Source organism: Paenibacillus sp. alder61, from assembly GCF_020179875.1.
Lineage (GTDB): Bacteria > Bacillota > Bacilli > Paenibacillales > Paenibacillaceae > Fontibacillus > Fontibacillus faecis.
In genome coordinates this window covers 224426-247192 of record NZ_JAIUDG010000004.1, presented here as the reverse complement: position 1 = coordinate 247192, position 22767 = coordinate 224426, and the positions used below count along the sequence as shown (strand labels likewise).

The following is a 22767-nucleotide window of genomic DNA, read 5'->3' as shown; positions in this document are numbered from 1 at the left end:
GCGGAACAAAACGCTTCTTACATCATTATCGGCAGAAGCGAGAAAAGTTTTCATAAGAAGCGGGAACGGCAGCTTCATATCCGGATTTCATGATTAATGAATGTTAGAACTACTTAGAAGGGAGGCAGGCTATGGACCTTACCGCACTCACGGATTCGATCATTATATTGCTGGCCAGCTTGCTTCTGATCGGCGTATTCGCCACCAAGTTTTCCAGCCGTTTCGGGCTGCCGGCTCTCGTGTTTTTCATCGCCGCGGGCATGGTGCTCAGCCGCTTTGTTTATTTTGACAATGCCTTTCTCGCCCAATTGGTCGGCACCTTCGCTTTAATTGTCATCCTGTTCGAGGGGGGCATGCAAACCAAGTACACGACGATTCGGCCCGTCATCTCCAGCGCTCTCTCGCTCGCCACGATCGGAGTTCTGATTACCACGGTCATCATCGGCATCAGCGCGACCTACATATTGGGTATTTCCCTGGAAGAGGGCCTGCTGTTCGGAGCCATTGTCGGAAGTACGGATGCCTCCGCGGTCTTTTCCGTGCTCGGGGGAAAAAATATAAAGGAGCGCCTTACGGCAACCCTGGAAGCCGAATCGGGCAGCAATGACCCGATGGCGGTCTTCCTAACCGTCACGCTGATCGAGTGGATTCAGCATCCAGAACATGATCTTGTCTCGCTCGCGCTTTCCTTTTTTCTCGAAATGGGCTTAGGCCTGCTGCTGGGGTTGGGCTTCGGCTGGCTGGCGGTCAAAGTGATCAACAGTATGAATTTTGATTCCTCGGGCTTATACCCCGTTATGGCCATAGCTTTTGCCATATTGTCCTACGGCGTCGTCTCCGCCTTGCACGGCAGCGGGCTGCTTGCGGTATATGTGATGGCCCTCGTGTTGGGCAATTCGGATCTGACCTACCGTCAGTCGATTCTCCAGTTCAACAAAGGTTTTGGCTGGATCATGCAAATCACGATGTTTACGTTGCTCGGCCTGCTCGTCTTCCCCGCCGAACTGCCGGGAATTATGCTGCCCGGCTTGGCGTTGTCGCTTCTCTTGATGCTTGTGGCGCGTCCTGTCGGCGTGTTTTTCAGTACGATGTTCTCCAAATTCTCCTTTCCGGAAAAGGTGCTGATCTCCTGGGCGGGCCTCCGCGGCGCCGTTCCCATTGTACTGGCGACCTACCCGCTGATGAGCGGTTTACCGAACGGGCCCCTTTTCTTTAATGTCGTCTTTTTTATTATCCTGACTTCGGCGGTCATTCAGGGAGCCACGATCTCCCCCTTGGCGGTGAAGCTCGGCCTGGCTGGCGAAAGCGCTTCGGGGCAGCATTCCCTGCTGGAACTGGTCGCTTTGGGCAAGACCAAATCGGAGATCAACCACCTCCATATCCATGCGGGAATGAAGATTATCGGCAAGGAACTGCAGGAGCTGAATCTGCCCGAAGAAGTACTCGTGACGGCGGTGATTCGCGGGGAGCAAATCGTCACCCCTCGGGGGAATACCGTGATCCGGGAAGGAGACACGCTTTACATCCTCGGACCAAAGGCCCAACGCGAAAAAATCAAAGAAATTTTTAGTTTCCGGGAATCGCCGCACGTCCCGGTCGCGCCTACTCCGGAGCTGATTCCGGGCGATGTGGACGAGAAGGAGATAGACAAGCCCTTTCCTCCGGATAAATAAAATTTTAAAAAAATATTTTTGAAGGTAAGCCTCTCCTCTCAACCCCGAAACCCTAAGCGGTGCCTTGCTTACGGCGTTTTTCGGGGTTGTTTTTTATCACATACTAAGTGATATTTTTCACATTAACCCCCATCCAGATATGCTAAAATGCCATCGAACAAAGGTTTTGGGACTCCCCTAATAGTCCTAGAAACCCAGCAATGGCGCGAATTCCGCCCTCTTATGTCGTTATTAAAATGTCCGTACATTTTAATATATATATTCCAAATTGGAGGTCATTATTTATGAAGAAATTTTCCATTCTTTTGTGCAGTGCCCTTCTGCTTGGCGTTCTCGCCGGTTGCGGTTCCAACGGCGAAGGGAAAGGGGCCGCTCCGGCCAACAATACCCCGGCGGAGAACAGCGCCAAAACGGGGACGAACGACGCCAACGCCGGAACCGAACAAGGCAAATATAAAGACGGCGTTTACTTCGCCCAAGGGGAAGCCGACGCCAAAACCGGCTGGCAATACTACGTTACGCTGACGGTTTCCGATGGAAAGATTACGGAAGCCAAGTGGAACGCGACCAACGCGAATGTCGGTGTAGACAAAGTAACCTACTCCAAAGAAGGCAAGTACGGCATGAAGGCGGGCGGAGCTCAATCCGAATGGCATGAGCAGGCCGAGAAAGCGGAGCAGTACCTGATCGAGAAGCAAGATCCGAAAGCGATCACACTGAATGAAGAGGGCAAAACCGACGCCATTGCCGGTGTATCCGTACACGTCGACGAATTCTTTAACCTGGCGGATCAAGCTCTGACGGCAGGTCCGGTAGAAGTCGGCCCGTACAAAGACGGAACCTATCACGCCGAAGGGGATAAGTTCGACGAGAAGAGCGGCTGGAAGGAAACCGCGGATGTGGTCATCGCCGCTGGCAAGATTATCAAGGTCAACTTCAGCGGCGTAAACCAAGCCGGTGAAGACAAGAAGCAGAACTCGATCGACGGCAAGTACGGCATGAAAGCCGGCGGTGCGCAAGCCGAGTGGCATGAAGAAGCCGCCAAAGCCGAAGCCTATCTGGTTGAAAAGCAGGATCCGGCTTCCCTTACTTTTAACGAAGAAGGCAAAACCGACGCGATTTCCGGCGTATCGATCAGCTTGAAGTCCTACTTCGACCTGGTAACCAAAGCGCTGGAACAAGCGAAATAAAGCCTGTGGCTCCATGATTTCCACTCTATAACAAGAAGGTGAGTCTCTTGAAAAAGATAGTCGTTCTGGGCGGCGGTTACGGCGGCGTGGTGACTTCCAAACATCTGGCCAAATTGTTCAAAAAAGACAAGGATGTCGAGATCAAGCTGATCGACCGCAATCCTTACCACACCCTGCTGACCGAACTCCACGAAGTGGCCGCCAATCGCGCGCCGGAGGATTCCGTCAAAATCGAACTTAAAAAGATTTTTGCCGGACAAAAGGTGGATGTGGTGCTCGATTCCATCGACCACATCGATTTTGCTTCCAAGGAGCTCCGCTCCGAGAAAAACACTTACAAATACGACTACCTGGTGATCGGTACCGGTTGTAAACCTACCTTCTTCGGAATTCCGGGTGCCGAGGAACATTCCTTGACCCTTTGGTCCTTTGAAGACGCCGTCCGTCTGAAAGAACAAGTGCGGCGCAAATTCAGCGAAGCCGCCAAGGAGACCAATCCGGTCAAACGCCGGAAGAAGCTGTCCTTCGTCGTGGTCGGCGCCGGCTTTACCGGGGTCGAACTGGTCGGCGAATTGGCGGAATTCCGCGATGAGTTATGTAAGGAATTCTATATTGAACCGGACGAGGTTCGTCTCGTCGTGGCGGATATGGCGCCGAAAATTTTGCCGATCCTGCCCGACAAGCTGATCGATAAGGCGGCAAAACGCCTGCATAAGATGAACGTCGAAATCGTCACCAGCGCCAAAATCACCGGTGTTACCCCCGGCGGCGTCGTCCTTGGCGACAGAGAACTCGAGGCGGACACGGTGGTATGGACCGCTGGAGTCGAAGGCTCGGAGCTCGTCGGCAAGCTGGATGTGAAGCAGGAAGGCCGCAAACGGATCGTCACCAACGACAAGCTGCAAAGCATCGATCATGAAGATGTCTACGTCGTCGGCGACAACATCTTCTACATTCCGGAAGGCGAGACCCGTCCGGTGCCGCAGATGGTCGAAAACGCCGAACAGGCCGGTCCGCTGATCGCCCATAACATCCACGCCGATGTGCATAACAAGCCGAAGAAATCTTATAAGCCCGGCTTCCACGGAACGATGGTCTGCATCGGCAGCCGCTATGGCGTAGCGAACGTAGGGCTTCCAAATAAAATGTTCATGCTTACCGGCTTCATGGCGATGTTCAGCAAGCACTTGATTAACATGTATTACTTGTTCACCGTCGCCGGATTCAATAAAGTCTGGACTTATATGATGCACGAGTTCTTCCATGTCAATAATCGCAGAAGCTTTGTCGGCGGTCATTTCGCCAAGCGTTCCCCGAATTTCTGGCTCGTTCCGCTGCGGTTATTCGTCGGTTACAAGTGGCTGGAAGAAGGGCTCGACAAGCTTCCGAAGATCCTGAAGGATCCGAACAACATCTTCCTGATTCCGGCTTCTCCACATGCGGGTGACGCCGTATCCGCCGCGAGTGAAGCGGCCAGCAAAGTTACTGAAACCGTAGACGCCCAGGCGGCCGCTTCCGCGGTCGAGAGCGCCTCGACGGCGGTCACCGCCCTGCCGGTACCGGGATTCATCAAGTCCATCGTCAATTGGTTTATGGATATTTTCTTCTACACCTCGGACGGAGGCTACACGGCGCTTGCTACCGTATTCCAATTCTTCATGGTATTCATGGAGATCGCACTCGGCATCCTGATCATCGTCGGTTTGTTCACGGCGGTTGCTTCGGCTGTCACGGTCGCCTTGGGAATCATGATCTGGTCGTCCAGCATGGCTTCGACCGAAATGCTCTGGTATATGACCGCAGGGGTAGCCTTGATCGGCGGCTCCGGAAGCACCTTCGGCCTCGATTACTACGTCCTCCCTTGGCTGAAGAAACAATGGAAGAAGATTCCGCTCGTACGAAGATGGTATTTGTACACGGATTAATCAAGTAATGAAATGAACTATTTAAGCATTTTAACTTATTTCACGGAGAGTAATGTGCGTACGCGCACATTACTCTAATTTTTAATCCAATACCTAAGATTTTAACTATCGCGGTATTCAGCCGAGGAGTGTGCCCTTATGAATGTTGAGCTCATCCAGAACGCTAGCCACTTGTTACGGGGCGAACTGTCGCCCGAAGCCGGCATAGAGCTTGACTTGCCGATCGCAGACATTCAGCCTTACGCCCTGCTCTTGGAGCAATCCGATATGCCTGCGCTTCGCCGTCAGCGCCTGTTGTCCATTTATATCGCAATCAAGCTCGCCCTCCAGCGTCATGGGGAATGTGAAGGCACCGGCGGCGGGGAAGCCCTTGTCCGCAAAGTGCTGGACGGCGACTACCTATACAGCTTATATGTACAGCTCTGCCTGAAATGGAGCGAGATCGATCTGCTCGCCAAACTCGCTCCCGTTATTAAACAGATCCAGATCCAACGCGCGGAAGGCCGGGCGGAGGACGACCGCCTGCTAACAAGCCTCGAACAATATGTGCAGTTGGAAAATCACCATATCCGGCGGGCGATTTAAACTCAAACGAACAGTACCCTAAGGAGGGGTCTTCGCATGAAGCCACAACTTACGCTTGACGAAGCGCTCGATATTTCACTCCGCTCGGTGGACCGTGAAATTGAAAACATGGTGAAGTACGACAAAGACATTCCCCGTTCTTCCGCACTCGGTAAGAGTATCGTGGAATTGGTCCGTTCCGGCGGCAAAAGAGTCCGCCCGCTCATGGTGATCGTCGGCAGCCGCTTCGGCCCGTCGCCTGACAGGCGTAAAGTTTGGCGGCTCGCGGCAGCGGCCGAATTTATCCACGCCGCCTCCCTCATCCATGACGATATCATCGACGACTCTCCGGTCCGCCGGGGGCAGCCGGCCATGCATATCAAGCTCGGCGTAAGCGGAGCGCTTCATGTCGGCAACTACATGTCCGCCCGGGTCATCGAGCTTCTGTCCGTATACTCCGCCGAACGGGAACGGTACGTTTACGACCTGTCCTCCCTGGCGACCACCCAGCTCTGTCTTGGCGAGTATCAACAGCTCTCGCATCTTTTTGATTACGACGTCACCATTGACGAGTATCTGGAGAAATCGAGAAACAAGACGGCCCAGTTGATGGCGACCTGTTTGAAAATAGGCGCGCAATCCGCCGGCGCCGAGGAGAACATCGCGGAGCTGCTATACAGCTTCGGGGAAAAGCTCGGCATGGCCTTCCAAATCCGCGACGATCTTCTCGATTTTACGCAGTCCGCGGAACAGCTCGGCAAACCGGCGGGCAGCGACCTGCGCAAGGGGCAGGTTACGCTGCCGGTGCTGTTCGCGCTGCGGGACAAACGGCTGGCTCCCGCAATCCGGGCGATAGGCCCGGACACGCCTGCGGAAGTTACCGATGCGGTCATCGGGAAAATACAGCAGTCGGGGGCGTTGGACGAAAGCGAACGCCTCGGCCGCCGTTATCTGGACGAGGCCGAGTCCATCATCAACCGGCTGAGAACCTTCCCGGCTCACCGGGACTTGCAGACGCTGCTGCACTATTTTGGCGGGCGGGAAAGCTGATCCCCCATCCCCCCGGAGCTGGACCGCAGCAGTGTTACGGCGCCGGTTTAGCCTCTGCCCGCCTGAGGCAGCACTGCGCAACTGCCGCTGGTGCCACGCTTCCTAGACGAGGGCAGCACTGCTTACCGGCGCCGGTGCTCTCGCTTACTGGCCGAGGCAGCACCGGCGATTCGTTGCTGAGCGGGTTCTCCGGCGGTACGCCTTATAAACGCACCAACTGTCTGTCACAATAGCGCACTTGCTGTCCGCCACATTGGCGCACCAGTTGTCCATGACATTGGCGCATCAACTGTCGGGTAGATTAGTGCACCAGCTTTTCGGCACATTACGCACCGATGTCCGGCACATTAGCGGCCATTTTGGGCGTTATTTCGGCCAGAATCGCCTTTACGGGGATAGTAGCTGTCAAACAAGCCCTAGCGTCGCATTAAAACCGATATGGGTGCTTACCTTGCCAGCCTTTATGAGATTTATGGGCCAATTTTAGCGGCGGCGTGGCGAACTGGGTCCGGTACCCGCAGCTTCTTCAGCCGCCCGCCGAATAACGGCCTTTTGGGCCGTTATTTCGACCCGATTTGCGTGTTCGGGAAAAATAGCGGCCAAAAAGGGCCTTATTTCACGGGAATGGACCCCAAAAACACCATTTGGGACGTTTTTCCCCAAAATAAGACCCCAAAACGCCGCTATTTCCCTCCGCTAAGCCGAATTCGACAAAATAGCGCCCCATACGGCCCCTATTCATCGGCCAGGTTCCAAGGAAGCGGACCGCACCGCCCTGAGACAAAAAAATACGGGCTGCCTTGTGGAAAAACCACTTGGCAGCCCGTATTTTTTTAGGTGAGGAAATAATCCCCGAGCGTAAAGAACAGGATCACCATGCTGATCACCTGGTTTAGATTGTAGGACGCCACCTTCATGACCTTGCGGTTTGACGGCGTAATGATTTTATGTTCCGTCATCAGCAGGAAGATGGAGATCACGATCCCCGTGATATAGAGCCAGCCCAGTTGCCGAATCGGAATTAGCGCGATCAGCAGCAGCACCATAATCAGATGGAGTCCGGCGGCGATGCGCAAGCCGTTTTTTAGGCCGAAGATGCTGGGAATGGACCACAGTCCGTGATTTTTATCGAATTCGATGTCCTGGGATCCGTAGATGATATCAAATCCGGCGATCCACAGCATAACGACCGTCCCCAGGATAAACGGGGTAAATGCAAAGCGGCCGGTCACGGCGAACCACGCTCCGATCGGAGCGGAAGCGATCGTGAAGCCGAGATACAGGTGGCTCAAATAAGTAAAGCGCTTCGTGTAAGAATAGGATGAGATCAGAAAAATAGCCACCGGCGACAAGATCAGGCAGAGCGGATTCAGCATCCCCGCCGCAAAGATGAAGATGGCGTAATTGATCCCCACGAACCTCAGTACTTCCCGCTCCCCCAACAGCATGCGCGGAAGGTGCCGGTGGGCCGTGCGCGGGTTCTGCGCGTCAAAGGTACGGTCCACCACGCGGTTAAAGGCGTTGGCCCCGTTACGGGCCCCGATGAGGGCGATCAGCCCCCACAGCATGACCCGCCAGGAAGGAAATCCTTCCGCGGCCCATACCATCGAAATGATGGCGAAAGGCAGGGAAAACAGCGTATGCGAAAACATCACCAATTCGCTGTAGAGTTTGATTTTTGAGCCGATTCTACGGGCGTACTCCATGTGCGATCTCCCCCTTTACCTCACCGGCGGCATGCAGGGCTTGCCCCAGAGCGGCGAGCATTTCGGCGATATCCTCCTCCGTAATGACCAACGGCGGCTGAAAAGCCAGCACGTTCCGGTCGACCCCGTTTTTGCCGATGAGATACCCGCGGTCCTTCATCTCCTCCAGCACCTCGTCAACGAGCTGCGCTCCGCGTCCCGGATCGTCGGCGCACAGCTCGGCGCCGACCATCAGCCCCGCGCCGCGCACGTCGGAGACGAGCCGCGGGAACCGGCCGGCCAGCTCCCGCAGGCCGTCCAGCACCTGGCGGCCGAGGCGCTCGGCGCGCTCGGGCAGGCGGTGCGTCTCGATGTAATCGAGCACCGCCAACGCGGCCGCGGACGAGACCGGATTGCCGCCGAACGTGGAGGCCGAAGGCCGGGTGAAACTGGCGGCGATCTCGTCCGTCGAGGCAAACGCCGCCACGGGCACGCCGCTGCCCAGCGCCTTCGCCATGGTCACGATATCGGGCGTGACGCCCCAGCGATCCATGGCGAACATACGGCCCGTGCGGCCGAAGCCGGTCTGAATCTCATCGGCGATGAGCAGTACGCCGTACTGCTCCAGCAGCGCCTTCACTTCAGGGAAATACCAGTCCGGCGGCACGATAATGCCGCCATTGCCCTGGATCGGCTCCGCGATCATGGCGGCGATGTCGCCGCCCTTCTCCGCGAGCACCTCCTTCAGGGCATCGATGGAGCGGCGTGCCGCCGCTTCCCGGCTCATCCCGCGTTCGAACGGGCGCGGGATGAACGACACATCCTCGACCGCCTGCGCCTGCGGATGGTCGAGCTGCGGATCGGCGCGCCACATCGCCAGGCCCGTGACGCTCATGGTCAGATACGTGCGGCCGTGCAAGCCCTGCTCCAGCGCGATAAACCCTTTCCGCCCGGTATGCAAACGGGCGAGCAGCAGCGCGCCTTCGTTGGCCTCCGAGCCGCTGTTCACAAAGAACGTCCGGGCGAGCCGTCCCGGCAGCACGCCCGCTAGCCGCTCGGCCAGGTCCACGTTCGGCTGCGTCAAATAAATCGTGCACGTATGCTGAAGGGTTTGCAGCTGCTCCGCGGTCCGCCGGGTGATTTCCGGATTGCAGTGACCGCCGGCGACCACGGAGACGCCCGCGAAGAAATCCGTATAGCACGTGCCGTCATGCCCGTACAAATACTGCATCTCGCCTTTGACCAACTGCGGCGGATTCCGGTAAAAGTGGCTGGTACAAGGATAGAAATACTTCCGCCGCTTCTCCAACACACCCTCCGGTCCGATATAAGTTTGCTTCATCTTCAACCGCCCTCTTTCCTTTGGTTTCGTTAATTGGTGCCCTGTTGACACGGTTAAGACAAAATTAGCGGGAAAAACTCCAGCTATTTCACCCGTTATTCCGGTGATAGCCGAATTAACTGGAAAAACTGGAGTTATTTTAGAGAAAACCTGTAAATGTCGGCGAAAATAGCAAAATTAACTCCAGTTTTTCCTGTTAAATTGGTAAATGGATAGCTTACGTGCGCAATTAGCGGGAGTTTTTCCAGCTAATTGTCGCAGTTGGCCGAAACAGGGCAACGGGCAGAGCAGCGGTGCTTGCCGGCCGCCGCCGGCAAGCCTGTAGCGTGCACTCCCGCGGTGCGCCCAGTCGCCGCGACGGCCTACGGCCTTCCCCGCGCGGCTCTTCCAAACGCGCGGCTAGAGCCGCGCGGGGTCTGGTGCGCCTTACGCCCGCGCCGCCGCGGCCGGCTCCGCCACCTCAGCACTCGCCGTCCCCTCCGCGCCGCCGTCAAACTGCAGCGCGCCCAGCGTGTAGCCGGCGTAAACCGGCGGCAGGCCCGCTAAGCGCTCGGCGGCCGTATCCGGCTCCGCCAGCGCGGCTCTGTAGGCGGCCACGACCTCGCGCAGCCGCTCCAGCCGGTAGGTCGCCCCTTCGATGCGGAAGACGGCCAGCCCGGCTTCCTTCAGCTCTTTGACCAGCGGCAGGAGGCACAGCTCCTTGGCCATGGTCAAATGATTGCGGCCGTGCGCGTCCCGGTACACCGGGTTCTCGCCTTTGTCCGTCATCAGCACGAGCACGCTGTTGTCGACGAACCGGTTGTCTTCCTCCCCGATCGGCTCGAACACCTCCGCATTTTCATACAGGTCATGCTCCATGTACATCAAGGCCGGCGAGCCGTGCACGATCGCTTCCAGCGGCACCGGGGCGTGAGCCAGCAGCGCCGTAAAGTCCAGCAGCGGCAATTCCAGCGAAGCGGTCAGCCGCCGGACGCCAAGCCCGGCGTAAAATTCCGCCGACAACCGATTGTATACGTTCAGGTTAAAGTCTCCGACCAGCGGATAGCCCTTGCCGGCGAAGCGGCGAATCGCTCCAAGGTTCGTCACCATAAGCCCGTCGATCGGCAGCCGTTCCCCGGACAGCAGCGCATCGTAAATGTCGAAATGCAGCTCCGTCATCATCCGCGGCAGGCCCAAATACAGCTTTGCCCGTCCCTTTACCGCCGCCAGCTCCAGGATCTCCGCTTTGGTGAACGGACGATCCGGCTCAAACACGTCGCCGGACAGGTAAATATGGTCCGCCCCCGCCTCCAGCGCGGCCAGCGCCTGGGCCTTGTTGTTGACATGCACCGAGATCTCGGGCAGGCTTTTTTCGGTTTCCCCGCCTCCGGCACCGGCCAGCGCGGCCCACTGTCCGCGAATTTCATCCAGCCGTTTTACGCCCAATTCCCGTTCCTCGGTCGGTGTGCTGAACACTTTTCCCGTGCTGTAGAACTTGCCCGTCCCCTCGTAACGCTTGTTGATGTTCGACAAGCCCGGACGCCCGAAAGCATAAGCCGTGGAAAAATCGCGTTTCCGGTTATCGTACAGCAGCCGCGTATCCTTGCTTCGCTCAAAACCCGCCGGATCGTCGATGTACCGGTCGATCGCATCGCCGTAGGCGTTGACCAGCATGATGACAAACGCTTTGTCCCGCATCCGCCCCTCGATTTTGAACGAGGTGATTCCCCCGTGAATCAGTTCCGGGATATGCTCGTACATGAACATATCTTTGACGGCGAGCGGGTATTCCGTTGGGTAAATACTCCCGTCCTTTTTGACCCGGTAGTCCCAGCGGCACGGCTTCAGGCACTTGCCCCGGTTGCTGCTCATGCCGAACACCAGCGAACTGAAGTAACAATTCGCTCCGTGAACCGAACACATATCCCCGTGCACAAAATACTCCAGCTCCATCCCCGTCACCGACTGCAGATAACGCGTCGTATGCAGATCCATTTCCCGCGACGTCACGACCCGGGTAACTCCGAGCTCCTTCAGAGCTTTGACCATTTCCACGTTATGTACATTCATCATGACCGAGGAATGCACCGGAATCGTCAGTTTCAATTCCCGGATCAGCGCCAAGACGGCGAAATCCTGAACGATAATCGCATCCGGCCGCGCCTGCTCGAGAAACCGCAGGTATTCCGCAGCCTCGTCAATCTCCCCTTCGTTTAACAAGTTGTTGACCGTGACGTACGCTCTTTTTCCCAAAGTATGGGCGATCTTGACCGCCTCCGTGATTTCTTCCCGGGAAAAGTTGTAGCCTTTGCGCATCAGCCTCATATTCAAACTGGGACCGCCAAAATAGACGGCATCGCACTTCGACTCGATCACCTCTCTGAAAATTTCAAACGTTCCCGCCGGTGCAAGCAGTTCGACCTCTCTACCGTTAAAATAACGTGCCACCCCGTTCTCCTCCTCCAGATTTCCGCGTCCAGTTCGCGCGTTTTTATTTATCTCAACATCAGTACCGCCGCAATCAAGGCGACATAAGACAACACAAACCAGGTATCCCGGCGGCTCCAGCCAAGCCGATGGTATTCCGTGCGCGGCGCGCCGATCGTATATCCCCGCGATTCCATCGATAGGACCAATTCTTCCGCGCGGCGAAAAGCGCCGACCGTTACGGGCACCAGCAAGGACACGAGCATTCTCCCTTTCTCCCGCCAAGGCAGCTCCTTCAGATCCGCGCCCCGGGCGGCCTGGGCCTTCAATATCTTTTGCGTTTCCTCCAAAATCGTCGGGATGAACCGCAGCGCGATACTCATCATCAGCGTAAGGCGCTGGGGTTTCAGTCCGATTCTCTGAAAAGGCGCCAGCACGCCGGCCAGCCCCTGGTTCAGGAGCCCGGGGGTGGTCGTAAACGTCAGAATCGCCGTGAACGAAACGAGCAGCGCCATACGCGAGGCGGCGATGAATCCGCTGCTTAGGCCCCCGGTATATAACGCCCAGGACCCGAGGCGCCAAATCACTTGTCCCCGATCCACCGTCAGGCATTGGACCGCGAATATAAACACCATCAGCGCCCAGAGCGGCTTGGCGGCCTTGACATAATACTTGAGCGGGATCCGTGTCGCCGTCATGTAAGTCAGGGAAAAGAGCGCGGCCAAAGCAAGCGCCCGCCATGAGCCGACGAGCACGATCGCCGCGAGATACAGCAGCATGCCGGTAAGCTTGGCTCTCGGATCCAGGCCATGAACCCATGAGCCGGTATCGATCCGGCGGCCGAACAGCAGTTTGTTGCGCACGGTTATCCCCCTCTCCCCGTATGGCCAACTCCCGGCCCGCTCGGTTCGTTCAGCAAACGGGCGAGGCGCTCCGCCAGCGTCTCCGGCGTCAAGCACGGCTCCTCGCCGCTCAGGCCCAGCCTGCCCGCGACTTCGTTCCACATGGCGATGCAAGCCGGGACGGCCAGGCCGCAATCGCGCTCCAACCTCTCCGCCTCCCGGACCAATTCGGCGGCACCGCCCTGGAAGGCCAGTCTGCCTTCCTTCATGACGATCCACAGGCCCGCGTACGGCAGCATCTCCTGCAGACGGTGCGTAACGACGATGACCGTCTTCCCTTGTTCCCGATGCAGCCGGGACAGCAGAAGCGCCAGCTCGGCCCGGCTTTGCGGATCGAGCGTGGCGGTCGGCTCATCCAGGACGAGCACGTCGGGATCCATCGCCAGTACGGAAGCGATCGCCACTTTGCGCATCTGCCCGCCGCTGAGGTGAAACGGATTCCGCTCAAGCAGGGTATCGTCCAGCCCGACCATGTCCAGAGCCCGGCTCGCCCGCACTCTCGCTTCGGCTCGCGTCATGCCGAAGTTCAACGGGCCGAAGCAGAGATCTTTTTCCACCGTGTCCTCGAACAACTGCTGTTCCGGAAACTGAAACACAAGTCCGACCCGCCGGCGAAGATGGCGCAGGGGCAACGGTTTCTCCCCCGCCTGAATGTCCCAATCCAGCACCCGCACCCTTCCTCCGGTCGGTCTCAGAATCCCGTTGAACAGCTGCAACAGTGTCGATTTCCCCGATCCCGAGGCCCCGGCCACGGCTGCAAACACGCCTTCCTCCAACGTCAGGGAGATCTCCTCCAACGCGCTTTGACGCCAGAGGCTGCGGTCGTCGTAGGCGAAGCTCACCTGTTCGAATACAATGGCCATATCGCGTCTGCCACCTCCTTCGGAGACTCGGCCGAGAGGCCGATCCCCCGCTTGCGGAGTTCGTTCAAAAGGCGGATTCCGTAGGGCGCGATCAGACGGCAGGCATCCAGCAGCGCTTCGTCCCCGAACAACTCCCGCGGCGTCAGATCCGCGGCCATTCCGCCCTTATGGAGCACGATCGCCCGATCCGAGGCCAGAATTTCATCGGCATCATGCGTGATCGAGATCATGGTGTACCTCCCGGAACCCTTCATTTCTTTTAAAATGGCCAGCAATTCCCCCCGGGCCCGTTCGTCCAGCATGGAGGACGCTTCGTCAAAAATCAGAATTCCGGGCTCAAGCGCCAAAATCGCCGCGATAGCGACCCGCTGTTTCTGCCCTCCGGACAGCTCGGAGGGGTGTTTGGACAGCAGATGGCCGATTTCCAGCTTTTCCGCGTAACGGTGAACCCGCTCGACCATCTCCTCGCGCGGCAGGCATCTCCCTTCCAGGCCGAAGGCGATATCTTCCTCGACGGTGGCCCCGATAAACTGGTTATCCGGGTTCTGAAACACCATCCCGATTCGCGGCCGGATTTGCTGAACGGTCTCCTTAAGCAGAGGCGTTCCTTCTACTATAATGGTGCCGGCGTTGGCGGCCAGAAGCCCCCCGAGCAGCCTTGCCAGCGTCGATTTGCCGCAGCCGTTCGGACCGACGAGGGAAACCCAGCTTCCCTGCGGGATGGAGAAGGACAAATCGCTGAGGACCGGATGTTCCGGGTCATAAGAAAAAGAGACCTGCTGCAGTTCATACGCGAGCCCGGTAGAATTCATCGTCATTCCCCTTTCCGGCCGATCTCCGGCCATAAATTGGCTAGGCGTTCTCGGTCAAAAATCCGTCGAACAGCGCGAGTTTGGACAAAGACGGGATCAGATAGCGAACCGCGATACCGACCGCGATGCCGGTCAATACCCCCATGAGAAGCAGCATCGGCAAGTAGTAGAATATATTCGACGTTTTGAAGTACAGCGCCGCCGTGGTCAGCTGGCCGATGTTATGGGCGATCCCCCCCACGATGCTGATTCCGATGACGCTAAGCCGTTTGCGTCCAACCAGCAGCAGGAACCACATCGCCGCGAAGCTGAACAGCGCCCCCATAATACTGAATAAAAAGCTGGAAAACGTGCCGAAAATAAAAGCCGTCAGCAGCGTTTTTAACAGCACCATCATCAGGGCGTCCCTTGCCCGGAGAAAATAAAGGCACGTCAGCACCATGATGTTGGCCAACCCCAGTTTGGCGCCGGGGATGCTCATATTCACGGGGATCACGCTTTCCACCAGGCTGAGCACAACCGCTACCGCGGCAAAAATGGCGACGATGACCGTTCTTTTTAAGGCCAGATGGGATTGTTCATTTAACGACGGCATCGACCTCATCTCCTTCTCCGGGCGCCCCTTCGATTTCCACGAGCAGCTTATTCGGCAAACAAACGATGGTCCCGCCGTTGCGCTCAATGAATCCAAACGTATAACACACTTTATCCGGGCAGTCCGCATCGATCATTTCAATCCCGTAATCGTGAACCTTCAAGAGGTTGTACCCGTACTCCGTTTTAATCTCGATCTCCTGTTCCTCTCCGGTTAACTCCACCGTGCGCAACAGTTTGCCGTTTACAGAAATTTTAGCGATGCGAGTCTCGTTGTGATATTTTTCACTTGATTCCCCGGCAAACCAGCGGGGGACCAAGAACGCCGCGGCAATGACAACGATCAGCCCGATCAGCAGGATATCTCCACGTTTCATGGCTAACTCCTTTATCTTATTTTTTAATTATATAAATCTTAGATGAAACCATTATACCTGTAACTTTCCTCACTCCCATGTGATAAATGTCTCAATCTAGGACCCATTTCACAAAATCCTCACTTAAAAGACGGTTTATGAGAATAATTCTTACTTTGTGAATAAAAGTACTTTTAGCTCATTTTTATTTCTGCTAAAATCAAGGCGAGATAACGGGAGAAATGAGGCTACGCATATGAAAAAGAACAAAACGGCAATCCTGTTGCTGGCTCTGACCATGATTACGACGCTGCTTGGAGGCTGTACAAACGGCGATTCCGCGAATGTGAAGGCGGCGGACATCCCGGCCGATGTGCGGGCCGCCTCCGCCGCGAAGGATTCGTCGAAGTCAGGAACCTCCGTAAAGCCTTTGGCGCAGACCTTTTTTATATTTGATACCGTCGTCAACATCAAAATTTACGATAACCGGGCTACCGCCAACAACTTTAAAGAGCTGGAAGCTCTGATGAAAGATATCGACCGCAAAATCAGCCGGACGAACGAGGACAGCGAGATCCATAAGGTAAACGCGCAAGCGGGTATCGCCCCCGTGGAGGTTTCGCCGGATACGTTCGAACTCGTGCAGCTCGCCGTCGACTATGCCCGGAAAACGGACGGCCTGCTGGACCCGTCGATCGGCCCGCTCGTCAGCCTTTGGAACATCGGCCATGAGGGAGCCCACGTCCCACCGGCCGCGGACATCGAAGCCGCCCGCAAGCTGACGGATTACCGCAGGATCGAGCTTAACCCGGAGAAACACGAGATTTACCTGCGTGATAAAGGGATGCAGCTCGACCTTGGCTCCTACGGAAAAGGCTACGCCGCGGACGCCATCTACGACTATTTGGCGGAACAGGGTTTCAGCAGCGCGATCATCGACCTGGGGGGCAATATTTTTGCGATGGGCAGCAAGCCGGGCGGCTCCACCTGGAACATCGGTATTCAAGATCCTTCGCAGGAACGGGGCAATCCGATCGGTACCGTCCGGGTCGAAGACAAAACCGTCGTTACCGCCGGGATTTACGAGCGCTTCTTCGTGGAAGACGGCAAACTGTACCAGCATATCATCGACCCGCGTTCCGGCTATCCGGTCGATAACAATATCAGCAGTGTCACGATCGTGACGGACCGCTCCACCGATGCCGATACGATGGACACTTCCCTGCTGATTATGGGCATTGAGGACGGGCTTAAATTCGCGGAAAATACGCCGAACACGGAAGTCCTTTTTATCACGAAGGACAAGAAGCTGTACGCTTCTCCCGGATTTAAGGAAATGTTGAAGAAGACCAACGACAGCTATACGTTCGCCAACTAGTTTACGCAGGAAAACCCCCGCTATCTTTACAAAGCGGGGGTTTTTGAATATCGCGACGGTGCCATAGAGAAACCCGGGCTTTGCCCGGGTTTCTCTTTCAGATTATAAGCCGTATTTCTTGAAAATGCGGTGAATCATGACCGCGGATTCCGCCCGCGTTGTTGGGGCTCCCGGGCGAAGGTTCGCCCCGTCGCCCTGGACGATGCCTTCCTTGACGAGAGACGCAGCGCTGTCTACAGCATAGTCGGCCAGGGTATCGGCGTCCGTAAAACGTTCCAGGTCGGCCGCGATTCCCGCGCCATCGCCGAGGTTGCCTCCCAGCCGCAGCGCTCTAGCCGTCAGCACCATCATTTCCTGCCGGGAAACGGCCGCTTGCGGATTGAAACGGTCGGCGCCGACTCCTTTGGCGATACCGAGTTTTTTGGCGATGCCCAGCGCTTCGTAATAATAAGCGTCCGAAGCGACATCGCCGAAGCTGGTCGCAAAATCGGCTTTCAGTCCGAGCGCTCGCACCAGCAGCACGGTGAATTCCGCCCTAGTAATTTTTCGTCCCGGTTCGAAGGTCGTATCGGACGTGCCCCGGATAATGCCTTGGGCCGCCAGTTCTTCAATCGCCTCTTTCGCCCAAGCGTATTTATCGCCGATATCGATAAAGTTCTTCTTCCCTGGCCGAGTCCCGCCCGCATCGGGGGTTTTCCCCGGTTCCGGCGCCGTAACTTCCGGTTCGGTCTTCGTTCCGCCCGGTGTGGACGCCGAACCACCGCCACTAGATCCGGAACCGCCGGAGCTGCCAGAACCGCCACCCGACGATCCCAGCGTTGCCACGAACCTCATATTGCTCATTTTCGACAAGTTTCCTGCCGCGTCGAACGCAACCACAAAATATTTGTACGTCGTACCCGGGGACAGGCCGGTATCCCGATACTCCGTCTTCATCGTCGTTGCGATCTCGACGTCGTCACGGTATATTTTGTAACCGGCAACGCCCAGATTGTCGGAGGACGGAGCCCATTTCAGCGTAATGGCCGTGGACGAAGCGGCCTCCGCTTTTTCGATCGTCGGTTCGGAAGGCGCCTCGGTGTCCGTCACGGAAGGCGACCACCAATTGCCCGATACGACAATCATGCTCAGCAGGCGCAGATTGTTGCCGAAATACACATCATCTTCCGTCCGTACCGCCGCATTGTGATCCCACAACCGGTTCAGCCACGTTTGATTGGAGGAATCGACCATCGCGCTTACCATCAGCGGAGCGGAGAAAGTAATAGCCCCATATTCCTCGATCGCTTGCGAGCCGTCCAGTTTGTACCCCGCCCGGATTTGGTCCGGATCCCCGTTGGTAACCCCGCGAATCCATTGGTTCAGCTTACCGAGCTGTTCCTTCGCCCGCGCGTCGCCGGTGATCAGGTAATCGGTGCCGATCCGCCAAGGCGTGCGGGAAGAGTTGTAACTGTAATCCCCGTCGTATTCCGATTCCAGGAAGTTCGGTTCCGCGGGAGCGTATTTGCCGCCGGACTTCACGACAAAATCCGGGAGCAGCCCCGCGTTCGGGCTGTAATTGCGAACCAGTTCATCGATGATGTCATACGTTGTTTCGACGACCCGGTCCCAGTTGCTGTCACCCGTTACGTTCCGATAATCTTTCATATGCTGCAGCATGAAATCGGAAGGCCTTGTCGCCGACGCCCACTTGCCGCTTGTCGCCCAGTCGGCGAGCCGCAGCATCCAGTCGTCCCGGTTCACTTCGCTGTCCATGATCGCGCCGATCAGGTTCTTCGCCTCGGCCAGATAGTTGATCTCCCCGCCGCTGCCCCACTGGCTGTCGGCCAACAGCAGCGCGTAGGCGATGTCCATATCCCCGTCGGTCGCGGAATCGGCGCCGTCGACGTCAACGATGTCCTTCCCCGTATCGCCCTGCTTCCAGGCCATCAGATTCGGATTGATATGGCTTGGATGGGCCTTGAAATAACGGAACATCCCGTCAAAATATCGCTTCGCGTCCGGATCATGCCCGGCCATCAAGGCGGTGATCAACATCCCGTAGCCATGCGCTTCGGACACGGTGGTCGCCATATATTCGACGCCCAATTCTTCATCGAACTCTTCCTCGAACCAATCGCCGTCGGCGTACCATACGTAGTATTGGTCGGGTTCCGAAGCCGCCAGATACGGATGGCGTTTCAAATATTTCGCCTTCCATTCATCGTAGAGCCGGGCCACGGTCTGATCCATTTGCGCTTGCGTCACATGGCTGGGCTTGATCGAACCCGCGGCATACGCCGTATGCTGCGGGAACGCCCGGTGCGGCCCTTCGCCCGCCGGCGCGGATTTCGTCTTCACCACGGCTTCGTTGCTCGCCAGTGATTCGACGCCCGCCGCACTGTATGCTTTGATCGCATAACGGTAGGACGTTTCCGGCTGCAATCCGGTATCGTGATAGAACGTTTCCGCGGTCGTCCCGACCAAAGCTCCGTCGCGGTACACATGATATCCCGCCGGCGCGGCCGTGCCGGGCGATGCGTTCCAGCTCAGATTGATCTGGAAGGGCGAAACTCCCGTTCCGCGCAAATTCGTCGGCGCGGACGGCGGCTCCCGGTCCACGGGACCGTCCATCGTGCTCGTCTCGACCGGAGCGGAATTGTCTCTTCTGCCGACGGCTTTGATGATAAAATCGTATTTTATGGCCGGATTCAGGCCTTCCACGGCGAGGCTGTACTCCGTCTGCCCTGCTTTCGCCGGCACATATTCGCTCCAGTAGGTTTTGACTTTATCGTTTTTCTCGTAAACCCGGAACCCTCTTACCGGCTCCTTGCTGTTCGCCGGGGCTTTCCAGGAGAGAACGGCCTTGTTGCCTTGCAGCGCGGCCTTGGCTTGTTCCACCTTATCCGGCTTGGTGTCCGTGCGTTTGATACCGTAGCGGTCGTAAGCGAACAATCCGTCGCCGACCGTCCCTTCCTTACCTTCGTCTTCCACCGCCGCGGTATAAGCGGTAAATTTCATGACTTGGTCCGCGATGGATACGTCGGTGAACATTTTCTTCTCCGGCTGTTCGTCTTTCGCGGCGAAATAGTCGTCGTACGGAATCGGTTTGCCATCCGGGCCGATCGCTTCCACCGGTTCGCCGTCCTCGCCGATCACGTACTGATTGTTTTTATAATAAAACTTGTTCCCGAAGGCGTTGGACATCAGATAGACCGTGCCTTGCGGGTTAATCACATTGCCTTCCCCATCCTTCTCCAAGCTGTCGGGATCGATGACTTTGTCGCCGTACATTTGAAAAGACCTCATGTACATATGGTCATGCGCTTCAAAGACCATGTCGACGCCCAGTTCGTCGAAGACGGGGATCAAATTTTTCTTATAAAATTCAATGCGTCCGCCTTCCCATTGAGCCGAATTGTCGCCGGCCGCGTAAGGGGATTTGTGGAACGTGACGAACTTCCACTTTTTGTCCGTCTTGGCAACCGTGTTGCGCATCCAGTCCACCTGATTCCAGAACTGTTCGTGCTGCTCGTCGTCCCAATTCACCGTTCCGTCTTCGTTCAGCTTGCCGTCAAATTGCGAGTTGTACACCATGTAGAGCGCGTCGCCGTATTCGAAGGCGTAGACGGAACCGTCCTGCGTCGCCGCGACCACTTTCCGCGGCAGGTTGAAATGGTAGTAAAAGTTGTTGTTGGGCGTCGTCTCGTCTCCGTCGTAATCTTGAACTTCATGGCCGCCCAGTACAGGTACGAACGGCACGTTCAGCAATTCTTCCTGCGCCGCGCCGAGCATCCACTGCCATTGCTCCTCCAGGTCGCCGTTATCGACCAGGTCGCCGGCATTGATGAGGAACTTCGGATCGCCGATATGGGCGCGCGCTTTGCGGAACGTATCCCCCCAAGGCTCGAAATCCTCCTTGCTCGACGCTTGGGAATCCGATCCGACGATGAAGCGGTATGGCTGATGGTCCGCCGCATCGGTCGTGAACGAACCGGTCTCGCTCCATTCCTTGCCGTCGCCGACGCGGAAACGGTACTTCGTCCCCGGCTTCAAGCCGTCGGCGATCGCCTTGTGGCTGATAAATTGCGCCTGATCGCCGGACTCCCGGTCGCTCTTTGACATGAACGTCTTAATGACTTCGCCGGTTCCCGTGAATTCCCGCGCTTCCTGTGCCGGGAACTCTTTTCCCGTCATGCGCGCGGCTTCGACGACCTGTACCTTCGTGTCCGTCATCTCGTCCGTATACCACGCAAAAGCGATGCCTGTCTTCGGGTCCGCGTTGAAGGTCATATTGATCAATTTCGGTAGATATGGGGAGTCCTGTACGGTAAAACTCCAGGAAATATCGCGCACCAGCGCGGCATGGTCCTTACTCTCGACGGCCCTATTCGGAATGGAAACCGTATATGTTTTACCGTAAGCGAATGCCGGATGATGGATCCGCAGCGTGTTGCCTGCAACTTCCAACGACACTTGCGGCAACGTGTCGGTTCCGTCGGTAATGACGGCGGACGCGTCGCTGGTCAGGGCAATGTTCTTGTTGAATTTCACCGTAAGCGGCGTGTCAACGCGAACTTCCTCCGCTCCGTCTTTGGGCGAATACGCCAGATCGATCGTTGGAACGACAGGCGTATGCCCGGCACCGGCGATCGGATCGCCTTTCACGCGAACATCCTTCAAAAAGCTGGAGCCGTACGGTCCCACGGCGGAATTCGCCTTCGAGTCCGTCGCGATTTCGGAAGCGACGATCCAGCGGACATAGAGCAAGTCTTGATCGTCGGCGGCCGCCGTAAGCGGAAGATCGTTGATTTTGCTGTAGGCTTCTTTGGACAGCTCAATATCCTTCAGTTTGGTCCAGTCGCGACCATTGTTACTGATCTCCAGCCGGAAGTCGCGCGGCCCCGATCCGGAGGATTTCTGCTCGGACGACAGCGTGATATTCCGGAAGCCCTTTGTCGGGATCAGCGCCAGCCAATATTTTTTGTCCTTGCCCCGATCCCATCCTTGATATTGAATCCCTTCCCCGCTGGCTTGCTCGTAATACGGTCCGCCGGCGGCGGAGATCAGCGATGCCGAACGGTATGCTCCATACGTGGCCGAGATAACGTCATCGGTGTAAGCGTATGCCTGATCAAACCCCCATTCCGCCACGATCTCCGGTCCGGCCGGCGCTCCCCCGTCTGCCGCTTCCTCCGCGGCGGCGAATCCTGCGGCCTGAAACGGCAGCATCAATAAGGCCATCCACAGAGACAGCATCCGTTTCAATTTAGTTCCGCCCTGATATTTCATCCGGTCTACCCCCTCACTTCTTCATAAAGTTTAAGCGCTTAAACTTTTGTCGTAAAAAATATTCCGTTTTCCAAACGCGCCCCCTCTCTTATACCGAGTTCTTCAAACCTCACCGGGATCCCTTGCATGAAGAACGAATCCGCTTTCATTATAGCTTATAGATCCGCACATATTCTATGCATATTTTTCCCAAACCCCAACTATATAAGTTGAACTATTGATTTGCATGTAAGGCAGCCGTGTGAAATGTTCTTCCGATCGCTGTTGCTCCCAGATTTCTTTATTTAAATTTATTAAGGTAGAAATCCGGTCACAAAGGCGAGCGCTACGCTTCTCCAGAATCATTTCACACTCTTGCCTATTGCTAATTCTTTAGTTCAACTTATATAGTTTCAACTTATTTCTCACTAAATGATGCGTCCGGGGGTTCTCCGATGAGCTCCTTATATTATCCGATTCTAGCGTCAATTTCACATTAAGCGGGTGTAAAACAGCGTAAAATCTCCCGAATCGTTTCCCATGAGCCGCGAGAGATAGATTTTAGCGAATCGGCAATAAAACTTAAGCGCTTTTACTTTTATAAAATTCGATGGGAACTTCAACGACGGCTGACAGCTCAAACTTGACTTTCCATAAAACTTCCTGTAATATATTTTATTAGATTGTTAAACCCTCTATAGTAGTTCCTCAAAAGATTATAACTCTCCTAATACCTTATCCGGTATGAAATTCCTATTTGAATGACCCAACGAGTAA

At 56.2% G+C, this 22767-nt stretch carries 15 protein-coding genes; 6 read left to right on the top strand and 9 right to left on the bottom strand.

The genetic code is table 11. The features are described from left to right. Positions 1-131: 131 nt before the first annotated feature. The 5 genes from LBW89_RS05980 to LBW89_RS05960 all read left to right on the top strand — a co-directional run bounded on the left by LBW89_RS05980 (position 132) and on the right by LBW89_RS05960 (position 6402). Positions 132-1673 carry a potassium/proton antiporter gene (locus LBW89_RS05980; protein WP_148455623.1) on the top strand — a complete coding sequence of 514 codons (1542 nt, stop codon included), beginning with the start codon at positions 132-134 and terminating at the stop codon, positions 1671-1673. A 284-nt stretch (positions 1674-1957) separates the two neighbouring features. Further along, positions 1958-2863, top strand: coding sequence for an FMN-binding protein (locus tag LBW89_RS05975; protein WP_148455621.1), 906 nt, complete (start codon positions 1958-1960; stop codon positions 2861-2863). Positions 2864-2910: 47 nt separating this feature from the next. Further along, positions 2911-4788: an FAD-dependent oxidoreductase gene (locus tag LBW89_RS05970; RefSeq protein WP_148455619.1), complete on the top strand. Its 1878-nt coding sequence runs from the start codon at positions 2911-2913 to the stop codon at positions 4786-4788. 138 nt (positions 4789-4926) lie between these two features. Next, positions 4927-5373, top strand: a complete 447-nt coding sequence (locus LBW89_RS05965; protein WP_148455617.1) for a hypothetical protein — start codon at positions 4927-4929, stop codon at positions 5371-5373. Between the two features lie 36 nt (positions 5374-5409). Continuing rightward, positions 5410-6402, top strand: a complete 993-nt coding sequence (locus tag LBW89_RS05960; RefSeq protein WP_148455615.1) for a polyprenyl synthetase family protein — start codon at positions 5410-5412, stop codon at positions 6400-6402. 833 nt (positions 6403-7235) lie between these two features. Here the strand turns inward: LBW89_RS05960 and LBW89_RS05955 are convergent. The 8 genes from LBW89_RS05955 to LBW89_RS05920 form a co-directional block, all read right to left on the bottom strand. Further along, the gene (locus LBW89_RS05955) at positions 7236-8108 is read right to left on the bottom strand and encodes a UbiA-like polyprenyltransferase (protein ID WP_148455613.1); all 873 of its coding nucleotides are present in this window, start codon (positions 8106-8108) and stop codon (positions 7236-7238) included. Next, complete coding sequence (locus tag LBW89_RS05950; RefSeq protein WP_148455952.1) at positions 8092-9429, bottom strand: aspartate aminotransferase family protein; 1338 nt, start codon at positions 9427-9429, stop codon at positions 8092-8094. The genes LBW89_RS05955 and LBW89_RS05950 overlap by 17 nt, the downstream gene beginning before the upstream one ends. A 426-nt stretch (positions 9430-9855) precedes the next feature. Continuing rightward, positions 9856-11856 carry a peptidase U32 family protein gene (locus LBW89_RS05945; RefSeq protein ID WP_148455611.1) on the bottom strand — a complete coding sequence of 667 codons (2001 nt, stop codon included), beginning with the start codon at positions 11854-11856 and terminating at the stop codon, positions 9856-9858. 47 nt (positions 11857-11903) lie between these two features. Continuing rightward, entirely contained in the window at positions 11904-12698 is a 795-nt protein-coding gene (locus tag LBW89_RS05940) for an energy-coupling factor transporter transmembrane component T family protein (protein WP_148455609.1), read from the bottom strand. Positions 12699-12700: 2 nt separating this feature from the next. After that, positions 12701-13600 carry an ATP-binding cassette domain-containing protein gene (locus tag LBW89_RS05935; protein ID WP_225038764.1) on the bottom strand — a complete coding sequence of 300 codons (900 nt, stop codon included), beginning with the start codon at positions 13598-13600 and terminating at the stop codon, positions 12701-12703. Then, a complete protein-coding gene (locus LBW89_RS05930; RefSeq protein ID WP_225038763.1) occupies positions 13576-14412 on the bottom strand; it encodes an ATP-binding cassette domain-containing protein in 837 nt (278 codons plus the stop codon). The genes LBW89_RS05935 and LBW89_RS05930 overlap by 25 nt, the downstream gene beginning before the upstream one ends. A 40-nt stretch (positions 14413-14452) precedes the next feature. Beyond that, positions 14453-15007 carry a Gx transporter family protein gene (locus tag LBW89_RS05925; protein WP_148455603.1) on the bottom strand — a complete coding sequence of 185 codons (555 nt, stop codon included), beginning with the start codon at positions 15005-15007 and terminating at the stop codon, positions 14453-14455. After that, a complete protein-coding gene (locus LBW89_RS05920) occupies positions 14991-15383 on the bottom strand; it encodes a NusG domain II-containing protein (RefSeq protein ID WP_148455601.1) in 393 nt (130 codons plus the stop codon). The genes LBW89_RS05925 and LBW89_RS05920 overlap by 17 nt, the downstream gene beginning before the upstream one ends. Positions 15384-15618: 235 nt before the next feature. Between LBW89_RS05920 and LBW89_RS05915 the strand changes: the two genes are divergently transcribed. Next, positions 15619-16740 (top strand): FAD:protein FMN transferase, encoded by a 1122-nt coding sequence (locus LBW89_RS05915; RefSeq protein ID WP_148455599.1) that lies wholly within the window; start codon positions 15619-15621, stop codon positions 16738-16740. A 102-nt stretch (positions 16741-16842) separates the two neighbouring features. Here the strand turns inward: LBW89_RS05915 and LBW89_RS05910 are convergent, their stop codons facing one another. Continuing rightward, complete coding sequence (locus LBW89_RS05910) at positions 16843-22011, bottom strand: glycosyl hydrolase family 8 (RefSeq protein ID WP_225038762.1); 5169 nt, start codon at positions 22009-22011, stop codon at positions 16843-16845. Between the last annotated feature and the right edge of the window lie 756 nt (positions 22012-22767).

Coding starts and splice junctions, on each gene's coding strand:
- LBW89_RS05980 (WP_148455623.1), top strand. CDS start 132: ATGGACCTTACCGCACTCACGGATTCGATCATTATATTGCTGGCCAGC.
- LBW89_RS05975 (WP_148455621.1), top strand. CDS start 1,958: ATGAAGAAATTTTCCATTCTTTTGTGCAGTGCCCTTCTGCTTGGCGTT.
- LBW89_RS05965 (WP_148455617.1), top strand. CDS start 4,927: ATGAATGTTGAGCTCATCCAGAACGCTAGCCACTTGTTACGGGGCGAA.
- LBW89_RS05960 (WP_148455615.1), top strand. CDS start 5,410: ATGAAGCCACAACTTACGCTTGACGAAGCGCTCGATATTTCACTCCGC.
- LBW89_RS05955 (WP_148455613.1), bottom strand. CDS start 8,108: ATGGAGTACGCCCGTAGAATCGGCTCAAAAATCAAACTCTACAGCGAA.
- LBW89_RS05950 (WP_148455952.1), bottom strand. CDS start 9,429: ATGAAGCAAACTTATATCGGACCGGAGGGTGTGTTGGAGAAGCGGCGG.
- LBW89_RS05935 (WP_225038764.1), bottom strand. CDS start 13,600: ATGGCCATTGTATTCGAACAGGTGAGCTTCGCCTACGACGACCGCAGC.
- LBW89_RS05930 (WP_225038763.1), bottom strand. CDS start 14,412: ATGAATTCTACCGGGCTCGCGTATGAACTGCAGCAGGTCTCTTTTTCT.
- LBW89_RS05925 (WP_148455603.1), bottom strand. CDS start 15,007: ATGCCGTCGTTAAATGAACAATCCCATCTGGCCTTAAAAAGAACGGTC.
- LBW89_RS05920 (WP_148455601.1), bottom strand. CDS start 15,383: ATGAAACGTGGAGATATCCTGCTGATCGGGCTGATCGTTGTCATTGCC.
- LBW89_RS05915 (WP_148455599.1), top strand. CDS start 15,619: ATGAAAAAGAACAAAACGGCAATCCTGTTGCTGGCTCTGACCATGATT.
- LBW89_RS05910 (WP_225038762.1), bottom strand. CDS start 22,011: ATGAAATATCAGGGCGGAACTAAATTGAAACGGATGCTGTCTCTGTGG.